Genomic DNA, 13,324 nt, shown 5'->3' with positions numbered 1-13,324 from the left:
AAGCCCTTTCTCGCCTGTGCAGCGTCGGACTGCCCGCTCACAGCACCGTCAGCGAGCCTTCATTGATCGAAACCTCCGGCTCGACCGCATTGACCATCGCAGAACCATGGGCGAGCGTGACGCCGGCGACCTCGAGCGCCAGCGTCGCGGGTTCGGCGGTGATGGTGACGCCGGTTTCCGTCATGCCGATGCGCACGTCGGCGAGCGTGATCGACACGCCGGTACTCGACGCGCTGATCGTGATCGGCACCGTCACCGCCGGGTCGATCACGTTCAGCGTGAAACCGCCCTCGCCGGGCAGATCGTTGAATATGAGCTTGCTCGAGGTGGTCTGAATCATCCGCATCGTCGGCAATTCGGCCTCGACCGGTCGCTCGCCCTCGCGCCAGAAGCAGCCCGTCCAGATCGGATAGTCGAGGTCGCCGCCTTCGAATTCCACCCACAATGCAGCGCCGACCGGAGGCATCATGTAGAAGCCGACCTGGGGCCCGGCGTAGGGCACGCAAGGCATCGCCCAGGCCGTCAGCACCTCGCCGAGCACTTGTGGCACCGAGACCTGAAGCCGCCCGAGCATCAGCGGGTCCTCATTGTCGATCACGATCCCGCGGTACTTACCCCAGAAATGCTTCATCGCCCCTCCTTGGGCCCGCCGTCGCTCACGGCAGCACCACCGGCTCGATCGGATCGATGCCGTCGCGCCCCAGCACGAACTGTTGCTTATATTCGTTGCGCCGCAGCTTGTGGGTCACCTGCGTCACGTTCCACATGCCGTCGAAGCTCGTCCCTGCGCCGCGCACCCCCACCAAGCCGCCGCTCCGCAGGATCGATCCGTAGCGCTTGACGTCGAGCACCCCTTCGGCGTTGGCCACACGCGTGGAGGACATGTTGATCCGCCCCTGCGCGAACCCCATCGCGCGGACCTCGTCGAATCCGTCCGATCCCGTCGGCAGCTTCTGGCCGAGCAGCGAGCTCGTCGGGAACGGGCTCTTGAGCGCGAGCGGCGGGAGCAGCGTGGGCTCCAGCGCGGCGATCGGCAGCGCCGGGGTTTCCTCAAGCGGGCCCGGGATCAGCCCCACCACCTGGAAGGCGGCCCGCCCGTTCTGGCTGAAGGTGAGCTGGTCGACATTCGCGAAGGTGCTGTCGCCGACGGTCAGCGCAGGGGCGGGCATGCCGACCCGCTTGGGCGGGCCCCAATAGGCAGTATTCGTGAGAGGCACTGGCCCAGCACGCATGGTGAAGACATAGCCATAGCGATTGGCGAGATCGTAGATGTACTCGAGGTCGGTGCCGTGCTGGATCGGCGTGCGCTGCAGCGCAGTCGGGAAATCCGATTCGATCGGCGGGACCGTTTCGGGAACGATCGCGAATCGCTCATACTGGGCGATGATCTCCAGGACGATCATCTCGTCGTCCAGGTCGGGATAGCCCTTGATCTGCTCCTTCAAGTCCATCGCGACGCTCAGGTCCGCGCCGCTGACGACGATCCGGCTCGCGCCGGGATTGGTGCCGGGGTCGAGCCAGATGTCGGTGACGAGCCCGTCGATCAGCACCGTCGGCAGCGCCGCCTGCATGGCCATCACCAGCACACGGTTACCGGGCGAAAGCCGCCCGTCCGCCAGCACCTCGACTTCGGCTCCGGTGCCGGTCGAATCGCGTTGCGCGCCGAAGGTCAGGCGGAACAGGCACTGGCCGTCGGCAACCTCGACAACCTCGGCATCGATCAGGAGATCGGCGAGCAGCGGACCGATCGGAGTCGGCACCTCCTGATTGCCGGCGAGAACCGCGAGCTGGATGCCGACAGGAAAGCTCATGGCTGCTCCCCGGCGTCGTCGGTGCGCTTGGCTGGCGCTGCCGCCGTGCTGCGTCGCCCGCCCACGGGCTCGTCGAACGGATCGTTTCCTTGCCCCACTGCCGCCGGGACGACGATCTTGCGGCCGGGGACCGCGCAGAGCAGCGCCGGGTCGCTGGTGCCATTGGCCTCGAGCAGCATCCAGTAGAGCAAGGGATTGCCGAGCAGCTTGGCCGAGACATTGTCGAGCCGGTCCCCGGCCTGGATCGTGTAGCTGGACTGCTGCTTGATCGTGCCGGGAAGCGGCAGCAGCGTGCGGCCGAGATAGGTGACGGAGTCCGAGGGCTCGCCGCCGGAAGCAGGGGAGCGACCGGCGGCGCTGCCGGTGGCCGCGCGGGTGCGCGTGCGCACCAGCTTGCCCGGCGCGGCGTTCTCGACCGAAAGCGGGTAGCGGCTCAGCCGCTTCATCGCCCGAGCGCTCCCGAAATGACGCTTGCCCCGCTCTGCACCGTGCCGAGCGCCGACATCACCTCGCGTGCTGCCAAATTGGCGAGATAGAGGTAGAAGCCGGTCTGGCTCGGCTCGAAGTCCTGATAGGTCAGCACCTTCATGTGGATCGTCACCTCCGCGTCGATCGGGTTCAGCCGGGTGTCGTGCATCGTCTCATTGACGCTGTAGCTGGTGATCTGCACCGGCAGCACACGTTGCGGTCCCCAGACGAATATCGTCAGCGGAGTCTCCGGCGGCACGATCTCGAGCACGCCCAGCGCCATCTCGCTCAGCCCCTGGAGGATCGAGCTGCTGCTGGGGAACAGCATCAGCTCGAGCGTGGCGAGCTGCGGATGGATGCCGAACATGATCGCGGTCGCGTCATTGGCCTGAAGCTGGTCGACCGCGCTGATCCGGGCGGTCATCTGGATCGTCTCGGTGGCGGGGCCGGCGAGCAGGTTGGTGCCGGTCGGGGTGTCGCCGATCTTCTCGAAATCGGGCTCGAGCTGCCGGGTGAGCTCGGCAGGATTGTACTGCAGCATGATCAGCCGAGGCACAGGGATCGTCCCGCCCATGCTGATCAGCGCGGCTTTGAGCACGTTGGGATTGTTGGGATAGGCGCTGGTGCTCATTTTGGCCATCCTTCGCGACGAAGCCGAGCGGCGATCGCATCGCCGATGGCTTGGCCCGCGTGGGCGCGATCGGCGGGACGCAACCGGGCGAGCGCCGCGCGGACCGCACGGCTTTCACGCATGGCGGCTCGGATCGATACGGAATCAACAGGCGCTTTGGGCTTCATGTCGGCCACCCTTCGAGCTCGGCAGGCGGCACGCGACGGCGCTGCTTGCTATATTCGCTGACCAGCGCGCGCGCGACATGCGGCATGCCGATCGACTTGCCCTCGTCGGCTGCGAGCATCGCCGCATTGACGACGATGACGCGGATCTGTCCGCCCGAGAGCGAGAGCTTGGCGAGCCGGTCCCAGTCGAGTTCTGCAGTCGGCGCCCGCACGGGAAAGGCTCGGCGCCAGATCTCGCGCCGCTCCGCGACGCTGGGGAACTCGAAATGGAGGCTGAAGGCGAAGCGACGCGAGAAGGCCTCGTCGATCGCATTCGGCAAATTGGTGGTGAGGACGGCGATGCCGCGAAAGGTCTCGATCCGCTGGAGGAGGTAGCCGACCTCGAGATTGGCATAATGATCATGGCTGTCGCGCACCTCGGTACGCCGGCCGAACAGGACGTCCGCCTCGTCGAACAGCAGGATCGCATCGGTCGAATCGGCTGCGTCGAACAGGGCGGCGAGACGCTTTTCGGTCTCGCCGATATATTTGTCGACGATCCGCGACAGGTCGACGCGGAACAGATCGAGCTCGAGCGCGTGCGCGAGTGCCTCTGCCGCCATCGTCTTGCCGGTGCCGCTCGGCCCGGCGAACAGCACGCTCATCCCCTGCGGACCGCCGCCCGAATGGCGAAAGCCCCATTCGTCGAGTACCCGCGAGCGGTTGCGCTGGCGTGCGATGATCTGGTCGAGCACCAGTCGGGCAGGATCGGGCAGCACCAGGTCGTCGAGCGACATGCGCACCTCGATCGGATCGGCGAGTCCGGCCATTGCCTCGCGCATCTGATCCCGCAGCAGCGGCAGCATGTGCGGCAGAACCGTCTCGATCGACACGGGAGATTGCGCCTCGTCGGCCTTGACGCGCGCGATCGCAGCGCAGCTGTCAAGGGTCGAGATCGGCAGCCGGAAACGGCTCACTGCCTCCCGCAGCGCCGGAGTCGCCGGTAGGCCGAGGCCGGCGGCAACATGATCGGCCACTTCGTCCGGCACACTCGGGGGCAGCGGCGCACGGATCACGGCGTATGGCGCCCGCTCGGCGATGGCCTGGCCTCCCGCGCCGATCAGGACCATCGACCCGCTTTCCTGGGTGAGCAGGCGGCCAAGCGCGGTGAGCTGGAGTTCGGCGGGCTGCTCCTCGAAGGAGATAAGCAACATGCCGCCGAGGGCAAGCCGATCGCGCTGCCAGAGCCGCGCAAATCCACGGCGCTCCGCATCGGCGGTCAACCGGCCCAGCGGCAGGTGGAAGGGTGTTAAACCGAGCGCGCTCGCCGTCGCTGCAGCAACCGCGAGCGCGCGCCTGGTGGGCGGCGAGACGAGGTGGATCATCGCATCCTCGTCCGAGCTGGCAAGCGTCGTGGCGAGCTGGCGCGCGAGTGCGACGTCCCCGGGAAGCAGCGGCGCAGGCGCGACCCGACGGACGAGCTCGGTCAACTCCTGGTCGAGCACCGGCTGGCCGATGAGGAACGAGAGCACTGCGTCGGGCACGCCGAGATGGAGCTGAAGACGGCCGCCAGGCTGCGCCGCTTGCGTAGTGATGAGCTGCCAATGACGCAAAGGTGCCGAAGATGCGAACACCGCCTGCGATGCGCCTTCGAGGCCGGCAAACACCGCGAGCGCCAGCAGCGTCGTCGGATAGGGGATCGCCGGATCGCCTTGCGCGAGCGCGCAGAGATTGGCCATGTCGGGCGAGATCTCGACGCCCGCGGCGAGCACGACCGTCGCAAGCTCGAATTCGGTCAGGCTGAACCAGCTTGCCATCGCGTCGAGCGCCGACCCCTCGATCGGCGGTCCAAGACCGGTGGGACCTGACTCGCGCGCGAAGCTGGCGCCGGCATGCGCGCGCTGGCGGGAATAGAGCTCGAGCATCCGCGACACCGCGCTTACCGCACGCTGCAGGCGCTCGACGTGGGGCGAGGCCTCGGCCATCGCTCAGCCCGCCGCCGGCACGTCGACGACCGGGCCGGTATAGGCCTCGCCGGAGAAGTCGAGCAGGGTCGCCACGCCGTCGACCTCGACGCTGATCAGATACCGGCCGGCAGGCACGCCGGCGAGCGGCGCGGTGAGGCTGGCCGACGGCGCGGTGCGCGGCAGGCAAGGAATACGTCGGGAGGGCAGCTTGGACGCACCGCGCGGGAACAGCAGCACCACCGCTGCGGCTTCGGGAGCGACCGGCAGCGCCATGATCATGACGAGCTGCCCCTTGTCGACGGCCGGCGGCTGGGCGAACGCGGGGACGATCGCGGTCGTCACGATCTGCGATTCCGCGACGATGCCGGCCCCGTCCGCACCGGTGCGGATCACCTGCACCGTAAGCGGCCCCACCGCGAGCGGCGCGGACTGGCGCTCGCTCAGATCGACCAGCAGCACGGCGAAGCCGTCGGCGTCGAAGCCGGCCTTCACGCCTTCCGCGACGATTCCGTTCAAGCGCACGATGAGATCGGGTTGGCCGGGATTGACCAGACGGATGCCCATCAGCCCGCCCGCCAGCGGGGGCAGGCTGGGATCGGTCGCGTTGACGAGCGATAGGATGGCGATCGCACGCGACGGCACGGCGCGCAGCCCGATGCGCCGCACCGGCAGCACCGGCTCCACCGGCAGCGTCACCTCCAGCGTCACGGGAGTGGCAGTGTAGAGTTGCGTCAGCTGATAGGGGACGTTGACGAACTCGGACCAGAGCCGTGCCATCGCGTCGGGGGGCATGTTGAGAGGCGCGACGCTGATCCGCGTGCAGGGCGGATCGGAACCACCAGCCGCACCGAGCCAGGGCGTTGAGGCGATTGCCGAGCGCAGCATGTCGGGCGCGATATAGGGTTGGGCATTGAGTCCGCCGGCCACCAGCCCGAGCAGTCGCTGGGGGTCGAGCTTCGCGTCGTCGCCGAAGAAGGTAATCATATAGTCGAGGTCGAGCTTCAGCGTCGGGGAGGCCAATGGCTTTCCGGCCGCGCCACGCGTCGGCAGGTCGTCGTTCGAGACGAAGCCGTTTCGCACCGTACGGAACAGATAAAGGTTCACGATCGGATCGCCGCTGCGCAGCGATTCCGAGCTGGGATTGAGCGTGGTTACCCGCGCCCCCGGCACCGAATCGCCGATGAGTAGGTGCAGCCGGTCAGCGAAGGCGACGGTGGCCGCGGCGATCGGAAAGCCCGAGCTCATCCGTCCGGTCCCCTGCGCGGCTTGCCTCGGAGGGGCGGCGGCTCTGGCCGGGACCGCTGCGCCCTGGCGCGCGGCAGCTCGATTTGGACATGGCCGATATCGATATGGATATCGTTCGAGATCGGCGCCGGTGTCGCGGGCGCGGCCATCGGTCGCAAGGCAATCGCGCGAGAGGGGGAGGCCTGGCCGGCGGCATGTTCGCTTCGGGGCGGGGATTGCTCCTCACGGAAATCCGGGCCGGATTGAGGAAGCTCCAACATTGGCCGCTCGCCAGAGCGATCTGCCGCTCGGCCGCTGGCGATTTGCCGACGCGGCGATGCTTGTTCGAGCGCGTCAGAAGGATACGGCGACATGGCGGAGGAGGACGTCGGAGCCCCTTTCAGGAGAGCCGATCGGCGGTCGCGACTGGATAAGGCCGAAGCGGGCTGCGATGCGCGACTCTCATATGGAGAAGATGCGGTCGGGCCAGCGGCTGCTCCCGACGGCGGATGTTGCGAAACGGCAACCGCGCGCCGTTGGAGGACGTGGGCGGCAATATTGTCCTCCACCGGGCGCGGTTGTCGCGGCCAGCCACCGTCGGGCGCAGGCGCAACCGCGTCACCGGGCGATCGCGTCGGCTCGGACGCCGCGGTCTGCCGGACACCGTGCCCCTCGGGCGATATCGCGTTTCGATGCTCGGCGGGCCCCGAGCGGCGCGAGCGCGGCGCGACTTGTACAGAGCCCGCATCCCTGGTCGGCGTATCGACCATGGCCGTGCGCTGCACCTCGGTGCGCGCTGGTTTGGCGTCCGCACGCAAGGACCGGGCCGCACCGCCGGCCGCTGTCGCCGGCAGTGCGCGTCCTTGATTGGCACGGCGCGCGGCCTGGTCACGCGGGCCTCCGGCGGCGGTTGCGGCATTGATCGACGGCTGCGTCGCGAGTGGGTCGCTTCGATGTGCGGTCGAGGTGAAGGGGGGCGACTCGCGTGCGGTTTTGTGACGAAGGCCAGGGCGAGGCTCCGCGGCGAATGTTGCGGACTTGGGTGGCGGAAGGGGGGCAGGCGAGCGCGACGCGTCGGGCGAGGCTGGATCGGCGCGAAGTTGCGCCACGGGCGTCACGCTCGCAGGTGCCCGGCTGATTTTCGCCGGTTTCGCAATCGCCTGTCCGGGCCGGTCATCGGCCGGTCCGTGCGAAGGCGTGCGCTCGGGCATTGCCGAAATCCTGCCAGGCTCGCGGGAGGTTTGCCCGGGGATATCTCGCCCGCGTGCTGCGTGCCCCGCAGCGGCAGTTGCCGATGCTCGGTCCGAGCGGTGTGCCGGCGGCTGCGTCGGCGCCGCCGTCGCAGCCGCCTTCTCCTCGCTGGTGTCCGCCGCAATCCCCGCTTCCTCGCCTGCGATCCTGCGCACGACCTCTGGCGCAGGCCTGCCGGCATCGGCGCCCCGGCCTCCTTGCTGCGCCAAGCGGTGCGTCCCTTCCAAAAGCTCGGGGCGCACCGTCTGGCCCGCGATCTGCTGCAGCTCGGGTGCTGCTGGCTCGGGCCAATCCGTTTCGCGATGCACGTCCGGGCGAACCTGGGTCTCCGCGCGAGCATCGGCTTGCGCCCCGGCCGCCTCGCTGCCCGCGCCCTGGTGTCCCGGCCAAGCTTCGGCATGCTCGTCGACGGGCGCGAAGCGATAGCGGACGCGACGGGTAAGGCTGGTCGGGCCGTCCTGAGCGCGCGCGATCAGGCGGGAGAGGATATCGCTCATCCGCGTAGCCGCCGAAGATAGGCGCGCCGACGCGCCGGCGCGAGCGCCAGGATGGCGTCCTCGCTCCAATGGTAGGCGAGCGCGAGATCGTGGATGTCATCCATCAGCGCGTCCGCTGCGGCGTCGATCTCGCTCGCAAGGATGCGTGCGATGTCGATCGGCGCATCCCATCGCGCCTCGCACTCGAAGCAGGTGAGCGATACATAGGGATCGCTCGCCGGATCCACTTTCGCAAGCGCGGCGGCGACTGCGTCGACTTCGGCTTCGCTGAGCGCGGCGGGCGACTTCTCCCGCTCGAGCGGCACGAGGCAGCGGATCGCAAGCAGCTCGCGCGCTGCCTTGATATCCGCGACCCCGGCGATTGCTGCCAGATCGGTGCTGTTGGCCGGACGCACCCCGAAGCGCCGCCCGCCGATGTCGATTACCTGCGCCGTTGGGGCATCGGCTTCGATCGCCAGGGCGTCGGTGGTCAGGCTGACGTCGAGCCGCGTGCCGCAGTCCGGGCACACTGCGGCAAGCTCGAGCTGGCGCCCGAACATCGCTGCATGCAGCGCCGCGAGTGCGACGTCGCGCTCGCCGATCGCAAGATGCGCGCATGTCTCCAAAGAAGGCTCGGACAGGCTGAGCGCCGCCAGATACACGCTCGCCTCGTCCGCCGGCCTGTCCCGGCAAACCGACATGGCGTCGAGCAGTTCGGCGGCACTCAAAGGGCGGGGAGCCACGGCGTGGATCAATAGCTGGGCGGCGCCGGCACCTTGACGCTCGTGTCGCGCTCCCAGCCTTCGTTCTGCAGGACGAGCGTCTGGATCGCGACCGCGTTCGAGCTGGCATCAAGCTCGGGAAGCGCGACATATTCGGAAGGCCAGCAATTATAGATGTTGTACGAATAGACCAGCTGTCCCGCCGCATTATAGAATTCCAGCGTGATGTTGCGTCGGAAGTTGGCGAGCGAGCTCTCGGTGCCGGGGCCGCCGCGGAAGTTCCATACCTGGTTGGCCCAGGTCTCGAACTCGAGGTCCTGCGTCAGCCCGCGCTCGAGCGTGATCGGATCGAAGCTGGTCTGCCCCGGAAGCACATGCGGCGAACTCGGGTCTCCGCCCTCGCGAAACGGCGTCGCCTGGGTGCTGCGCTTGAGAGGGCTGCACTTGCTGACTGCAGCGACATATTTGCCGTTCCACTTCAGGCGGAACTTGAAGTTGAGATAGGGATCGGGCGGCTGACTTGATGCGGAAACGCTCGGCATTGCTGGCTATCCTCAGCTCGAAGACTGTCCGGCCATCTGCTGCAGGCTGATGACGACGAATTCAGCCGGTCGGACCGGCGCGAACAGGATCAGGATGTTGACGATGCCGTTCTCCATGTCCTCCGCCGTCGTGGTCGAGGCGTCGCAGATGCATTGATAGGCCTGCGACGGCGATGCGCCGACGAATGCCCCCTGCAGGTAGAGCGGATGCATGAAGCTGTTGACGCTCAGGCGGATCTGCGCCCACAGCCGGTCGTCATTGGGCTCGAAAACCACCCATTGCAGCCCCTGAATGAGGCTCTGCTCGATGTAGAGCGCGAGCCGGCGGACCGGCACATATTTCCAATCCTCGTCGGCGATGTTGGCCGCCGCCAGCGTGCGCGCGCCCCAGGAAATATTGTCGTAGATCGGGAAGGTGCGCAGCGCGTTGATGCCGAGCGGATTGATCTGGCCGTTCTCGGGATCGTTCATGACGTAGGAGAGCTGCTGCGCGCCGGCGAGCGGCGCGGAGATGCCGGCTGGTGCCTTCCACACGCCGCGGGTCTGGTCGGTGAGGGCATAGATGCCCGCGAGCGTGCCGCTGCCGCCGATCTGCAGCGGCTGAGTCGAGAACGGGTTGGGCACGAGCAGCTGCGGGAAATAGGTCGCGGCACTGATGATGCCGGTGCCGAAGGTTCCAGGATTGGCGGTCGCCCAAGCGACGGCGTCCGAAGGGGATTGCACGCCATTGGGCATGTCCAGGATGGCGAATGCCTTGCGCTGAATCGCATAGTTGAGCGTCGCGGTCGCTGCCGTCAGATAGTCGGACGGGCCCATTGCCGGCATGTCGGGGACGAGCAGCAGGTTGACGAGCTGCATGGCGTCGAGCGCGTAGATGCCGGTGCGCGTGACCGAATTGCCCGCCACATCGAAGCCGGTCGGGATCAGCCCGTCCGGATTGTTCTGGCTCTTGCAGGTGAGCTGCTGCGCTTGATAATTGGTCTGGAGCGTCGAGAAGAGCGAGGTCTGGGTCGACGTGACGCCGATCAGATACTGGGCGAGGCCCGGGTCCGGTGACCACACCTGCACCAGCTGCGCCTGCGGCTGGCCCGCGGCCGGCGGGTAGGGTGAGAGGCAGCTGCGCACCGTCGCGCTGGCAAGGCTCGGTATCCCGAGCACGCCGGCCGCGTTCGAGAGCGCGCCCTGGATCCCGGCGATCAGGTCGGCGACGGTCGCGACGGTGAAAGCCATACTGAACGCTGCGGTGAGCGGTGGCGCCGGCTTGCCTCCGACCGGGGGCGGCTCGACCGTGATGGTGAAGGTCACTCCGCTTACCGGGCTCTTGGGTGGCGTGAAGGTGAGCACGGTGCCGCTCGCAAACGGCACGAGCACCGACGGTGTCGCGGTTATGTTGGGTATCGCCAGCAATTGGGAATATTGGTTTGAAGAAGATTGCATGACCTCGATAATGGAGTTCGCTTGCGCAATATCGAGAGTAACTCCCGGCACGCTTTGCGTCTGAACGACGCTGTAGCTAGTGCTGGTAGAGTTACTGTTGCTGGTTGTCGAATAGAGCGTCGCCGTTAAATTGAACGTATTCAATTTGTTTGTCATATAGTCAACGGTGACGAATATATTCTGTCCCCACGTCCCTGGGTTCTGCGATTGCAGGGGAAGTATATTGACGCCTTTTGTCTGCGCAGGGGCGCCGCTGGGCGGCGGTGTCGGCGTCGCTGGCGGATTGGCGCCGATCAATGTCGCGGCCGGTTGCACAGGCGGCGCAGAGGAGGCGCACAGGCGACTGACCCACGCTTCGGTGCCGCCGTTGAGGAAGAACTGCGATACCTGAAAACTGGTAATACTGTTTTGATCCAGTCCGCCAAAAACCCGCTGAAAATCGCCAAAATTTAGACATTGCACGGGCGTGTTCAGCGGTCCGCGAGTCAGATACCCGACAAATGCTGTCGTCGATGTGGCGACGCCAGAAATCGTGTGCGTACCGCTCGGGATTTCTTGAACATATACACCGGGATATGTCAGTTGAAGCATTTGATGACTCTCCAACGCGAGCGCGGTGCGCTGACGACTCGGCGTTCATAAAATGTACGCAAAACAATATGCGACGTTGTGCTTGACGAGGCCCATATACGTCAATAGCATTATTTGTATCGATTCCCATTACGAGTCCCTTTGTCTAAATAGACAGAGGGTGTAGGGTTTGTTTACCTAAAATTTTTACAGGGGCGCTGAGAATGGTGTCCGATACCCATCCGATACTGCGGCATCAGATCGATTTCATGCTGCACAACTTGCCGTCGGGGACGGTCAGGATCGAGTTTCCCGCCGCGGCGGGGGCCGAGAACGTGATGCTGACGACGGTGCCGACGATCCAGCTGGGGGCAAGCTATGCGGATGCGCCGGCGCTCGTCAGCAACCTGTTCGTGCAGCCGCGCCGGATCCAGTTCGATGTCACCAGTCCGCCGGCGCTTCTGCCGGTCACGCTGCAGATCAAGTGCAGCAGCCCCTTCATATTCGGCTGGCTGCAGGTGCCCGAAAATATCCAGACCACCGTCGCGACCGTTGTGGAGCGGATACGCATTGTTGGTTCGAGCTATTGGGCGTTGCCGCTGGGCGAGGGCGTGGCCGAGCCGGGGCGGAAATCCAGCCCAGAGAAGTCCGAGAAATCCGTTCCGGCGACGAAAATCGCCGAACGGGCGCCGCTCCGGCCCGCATCGGCTCCGGCGGCAAAACCGGTCGAAACGGCTCCCGAGGGAGCATCGGCTTCGGCGAAGGGCGCGCAGGAACGAGGCGCATCTTAGTATCGTGAGTAATTTGAGTTGAAGGAGAGAAAAAATGACTGCATCTGTTCAAGTACAGTACCAGAATGCAACATTCACTGCCAATACCTCAACGATAACCATTGGTAACGGCGGAAGCATCGAGCTTGGAAGCAACGATTCCTTGACATTGGAAGGGTCGTTTTCATTTGGCACGCTCAACATCTCGAGCGGGACGATCAGCTTCTATAATCAGGCGCCGGGCACTTCGGTGAATGGTAACGCCAATATTCCAGTCGCATCGAGCGGCGGCAGCGCTCCCACGCTCACTGCGAACAATTTTTCCGGCTCGGTTGAAGTACAATGGCCAACGAGCAACGGGCCCCAATATCAGCAGCTTTCATCGGGCGAGTCGATCACCCTGAACGGTTTCACCGGCTGAACGGACGGGCCGTCGCCCTGCGGCGGCCCTCCACCCCTTGACGCGGAGAGAACCTATGAGCGCGTTGATCACGATCAACTTTGCGGACGGCACCGCGACGAGCACGGGCGTGGAAGTGGTGTTGGCCAATTGCGAGGTCGCACCCGGGCCGGATTATGGCGTTTCGGTCGCGATGGCCTCGGCGCTGACCAACATCACCGTGCTCAGCACGCAGGTGATAGTCTCGACCGCAACCGGCGCCATGTTCAACGGTTCGCTCGCGATCCAGATCAGCTGGGGCTCGGGTCAGCCCACCGTCACGCTCAACAATCTGCGCAACGGCGCCAGCAGCCCGGCGCTGGTGACCTGGCCGACCGCCCAGGGACCGCAGACCCAGATCCTCAGTCCGGGCGACGCGATGCCGCTCTCCGGCATCGTCAACAGCTGAGAGGCCGATGCCGCAGCTGGTGAGCCTCGGTGCCGTGCTCTCATGCAGCTTCGGCACGGCGCCGATGCCGATGATCGTGCCGCCCGAGACGCCGGTCTTCGAGGATGCGATGCCGGCAGCGACGATCATGGATTTCGTCCCGCTCGAGAACATTCCTTCGTTCGTGATGTGCACCAGCCTTGCCAATCCAGAGGTTGCAGCGGCGACCGCGGCGGCGCTCGGCGTGCTGACGCCGATGCCTTGCGTCCCCGTCACCACCACACCCTGGTTTCCCGGCGCACCGACGGTGCTGCTCGAGGGGGTGCCGGCCTTGTGCACCGGTTCCACATGCCTGTGCGACTGGCTTGGCGAGATCACGATCGACGAACCCGGCCAGGAAACTGCCTCGAGCGGCGCCTGAAGCCAGGCGCTTAATGCAGCCGGCAGTCAGCTGGGTCAGTGAAACGACCGCCGGTCCCGGC

Annotated in this window: 14 protein-coding genes; 4 read left to right on the top strand and 10 right to left on the bottom strand. The window is 66.1% G+C overall.

All coding sequences use genetic code 11. From position 1 onward, the window contains the following. Nucleotides 1-37 precede the first annotated feature (37 nt). The 10 genes from ACMGDH_RS11200 to ACMGDH_RS11155 all read right to left on the bottom strand — a co-directional run bounded on the left by ACMGDH_RS11200 (nucleotide 38) and on the right by ACMGDH_RS11155 (nucleotide 11,266). A complete protein-coding gene (locus tag ACMGDH_RS11200; RefSeq protein ID WP_436828006.1) occupies nucleotides 38-631 on the bottom strand; it encodes a phage baseplate assembly protein V in 594 nt (197 codons plus the stop codon). A 25-nt stretch (nucleotides 632-656) separates the two neighbouring features. Next, on the bottom strand, nucleotides 657-1,811 hold the full coding sequence (locus tag ACMGDH_RS11195) for a hypothetical protein (RefSeq protein WP_436828005.1): 1,155 nt from the start codon (nucleotides 1,809-1,811) through the stop codon (nucleotides 657-659). Further along, on the bottom strand, nucleotides 1,808-2,257 hold the full coding sequence (locus ACMGDH_RS11190; RefSeq protein ID WP_436828004.1) for a LysM peptidoglycan-binding domain-containing protein: 450 nt from the start codon (nucleotides 2,255-2,257) through the stop codon (nucleotides 1,808-1,810). The genes ACMGDH_RS11195 and ACMGDH_RS11190 overlap by 4 nt, the downstream gene beginning before the upstream one ends. After that, nucleotides 2,254-2,910: a hypothetical protein gene (locus ACMGDH_RS11185; RefSeq protein WP_436828003.1), complete on the bottom strand. Its 657-nt coding sequence runs from the start codon at nucleotides 2,908-2,910 to the stop codon at nucleotides 2,254-2,256. Before ACMGDH_RS11185 ends, ACMGDH_RS11190 begins: the two co-directional genes overlap by 4 nt. Next, nucleotides 2,907-3,077 (bottom strand): hypothetical protein, encoded by a 171-nt coding sequence (locus tag ACMGDH_RS11180; RefSeq protein ID WP_436828002.1) that lies wholly within the window; start codon nucleotides 3,075-3,077, stop codon nucleotides 2,907-2,909. The genes ACMGDH_RS11185 and ACMGDH_RS11180 overlap by 4 nt, the downstream gene beginning before the upstream one ends. Further along, nucleotides 3,074-5,041, bottom strand: coding sequence for an ATP-binding protein (locus ACMGDH_RS11175; protein WP_436828001.1), 1,968 nt, complete (start codon nucleotides 5,039-5,041; stop codon nucleotides 3,074-3,076). The genes ACMGDH_RS11180 and ACMGDH_RS11175 overlap by 4 nt, the downstream gene beginning before the upstream one ends. 3 nt (nucleotides 5,042-5,044) lie before the next feature. After that, nucleotides 5,045-6,268 carry a Pvc16 family protein gene (locus tag ACMGDH_RS11170; protein ID WP_436828000.1) on the bottom strand — a complete coding sequence of 408 codons (1,224 nt, stop codon included), beginning with the start codon at nucleotides 6,266-6,268 and terminating at the stop codon, nucleotides 5,045-5,047. 1,723 nt (nucleotides 6,269-7,991) lie between these two features. Further along, nucleotides 7,992-8,717 carry a hypothetical protein gene (locus tag ACMGDH_RS11165; RefSeq protein ID WP_436827999.1) on the bottom strand — a complete coding sequence of 242 codons (726 nt, stop codon included), beginning with the start codon at nucleotides 8,715-8,717 and terminating at the stop codon, nucleotides 7,992-7,994. 8 nt (nucleotides 8,718-8,725) lie between these two features. Then, complete coding sequence (locus tag ACMGDH_RS11160) at nucleotides 8,726-9,238, bottom strand: phage tail protein (protein ID WP_436827998.1); 513 nt, start codon at nucleotides 9,236-9,238, stop codon at nucleotides 8,726-8,728. A 12-nt stretch (nucleotides 9,239-9,250) separates the two neighbouring features. Continuing rightward, nucleotides 9,251-11,266 (bottom strand): phage tail sheath C-terminal domain-containing protein, encoded by a 2,016-nt coding sequence (locus ACMGDH_RS11155; protein ID WP_436827997.1) that lies wholly within the window; start codon nucleotides 11,264-11,266, stop codon nucleotides 9,251-9,253. Between the two features lie 203 nt (nucleotides 11,267-11,469). Between ACMGDH_RS11155 and ACMGDH_RS11150 the strand changes: the two genes are divergently transcribed. From ACMGDH_RS11150 to ACMGDH_RS11135, 4 genes are read left to right on the top strand one after another with little or no spacing between them, the layout of a single operon-like run. Further along, entirely contained in the window at nucleotides 11,470-12,036 is a 567-nt protein-coding gene (locus ACMGDH_RS11150) for a hypothetical protein (RefSeq protein WP_436827996.1), read from the top strand. Nucleotides 12,037-12,070: 34 nt separating this feature from the next. Then, a complete protein-coding gene (locus ACMGDH_RS11145) occupies nucleotides 12,071-12,436 on the top strand; it encodes a hypothetical protein (RefSeq protein ID WP_436827995.1) in 366 nt (121 codons plus the stop codon). A 55-nt stretch (nucleotides 12,437-12,491) separates the two neighbouring features. Beyond that, entirely contained in the window at nucleotides 12,492-12,863 is a 372-nt protein-coding gene (locus ACMGDH_RS11140; protein ID WP_436827994.1) for a hypothetical protein, read from the top strand. Nucleotides 12,864-12,870: 7 nt separating this feature from the next. After that, entirely contained in the window at nucleotides 12,871-13,263 is a 393-nt protein-coding gene (locus ACMGDH_RS11135; protein WP_436827993.1) for a DUF4280 domain-containing protein, read from the top strand. The last annotated feature ends 61 nt before the right edge of the window (nucleotides 13,264-13,324 follow it).

It is taken from the genome of Sphingomonas radicis (assembly GCF_051400635.1).
In the GTDB taxonomy this organism is placed as follows: Bacteria; Pseudomonadota; Alphaproteobacteria; order Sphingomonadales; family Sphingomonadaceae; genus Sphingomonas.
The sequence above is the reverse complement of the archived record's forward strand: the minus strand, read 5'-3'. Positions and strand labels throughout refer to the sequence as shown.